Annotated in this window: 1 protein-coding gene; it reads right to left on the bottom strand. The window is 54.3% G+C overall.

The genetic code is table 11. The features are described 5' to 3' along the window. Positions 1–41: 41 nt before the first annotated feature. Positions 42–875, bottom strand: an 834-nt coding sequence (locus HMPREF2971_RS00385) for an IS3 family transposase (RefSeq protein ID WP_210398855.1), incomplete at its 5' end; no start/stop codon positions are given.

Genomic DNA, 875 nt, shown 5'->3' with positions numbered 1-875 from the left:
TGAACTGCGCCCCGAAACTTGGACGCTATAAATAGTAACCCCTATACGGCTTCCCTCAGGGCCTGAACCCGGTACTCTACCGGAGTCAGGCCCTTAAGCTTTACTTGACGCCTTACCGTATTCCAGTGCGTGATATAGGCATCAAGGTCAACCTTGAAACTCTCAAAGGTCTGCCAGTCCTGGCCACGAAAAAACTCATCCTTCAGGTGACCGAAAACCTGCTCAGTGGCGCCATTGTCGATGCAGTTTCCCTTGCGTGACATACTCTGGATAAAACCATTCTCAGCGAGCGTACTAATGTAGGTCTCGTGCTGATACTGCCACCCCATATCCGAATGCAAAATCGGTTCAACCCCTGCAGGCTTGGCATCCATGAGTACCTGAAGCATCTCTTGCTGCTGGGCAAGATTAGGGCACATCGAGATAGAATGGGCGACAATCTCCTTGCTAGCAAAGTCATAAACCGGCGCGAGGTAGGCCTTACCAAAGGAAAGCTTAAACTCAGTGACATCGGTACCCAACTTCTGCCAAGGGCCATCGGCCTTGAAATCGCGACCGATGACGTTCTCAAAACTTTGCCCCACATCCCCCTTGTAAGAGTTGTACCTGCGGTAAGCCCTCTCACGGCGTATACCGCAGCGCAACCCCATCTGACGCATCATCTTCAAAACCGTCTTATCGGCAATGCGCACCCCTTCCTCAGCACGCAGGCACATGGCTACCTGCCTGTGACCGCACCCGTTGGGGGTCCGCGAAAAGATCTGGGCGACCTTGGGACGTAGCTGCACTCTGGTTGGCTGCTGGGGGTGAGCCAGCGCGTAGTAGTAGCTCGACCTGGCAAGGCCTGCCGCCTCAAGGAGGTCGTACAGCTTGTG

Origin of the sequence: Rothia sp. HMSC066G07 (genome assembly GCF_001814485.1) — a bacterium.
Classification (GTDB): Bacteria; Actinomycetota; Actinomycetes; order Actinomycetales; family Micrococcaceae; genus Rothia.
The sequence above is the reverse complement of the archived record's forward strand: the minus strand, read 5'-3'. Positions and strand labels throughout refer to the sequence as shown.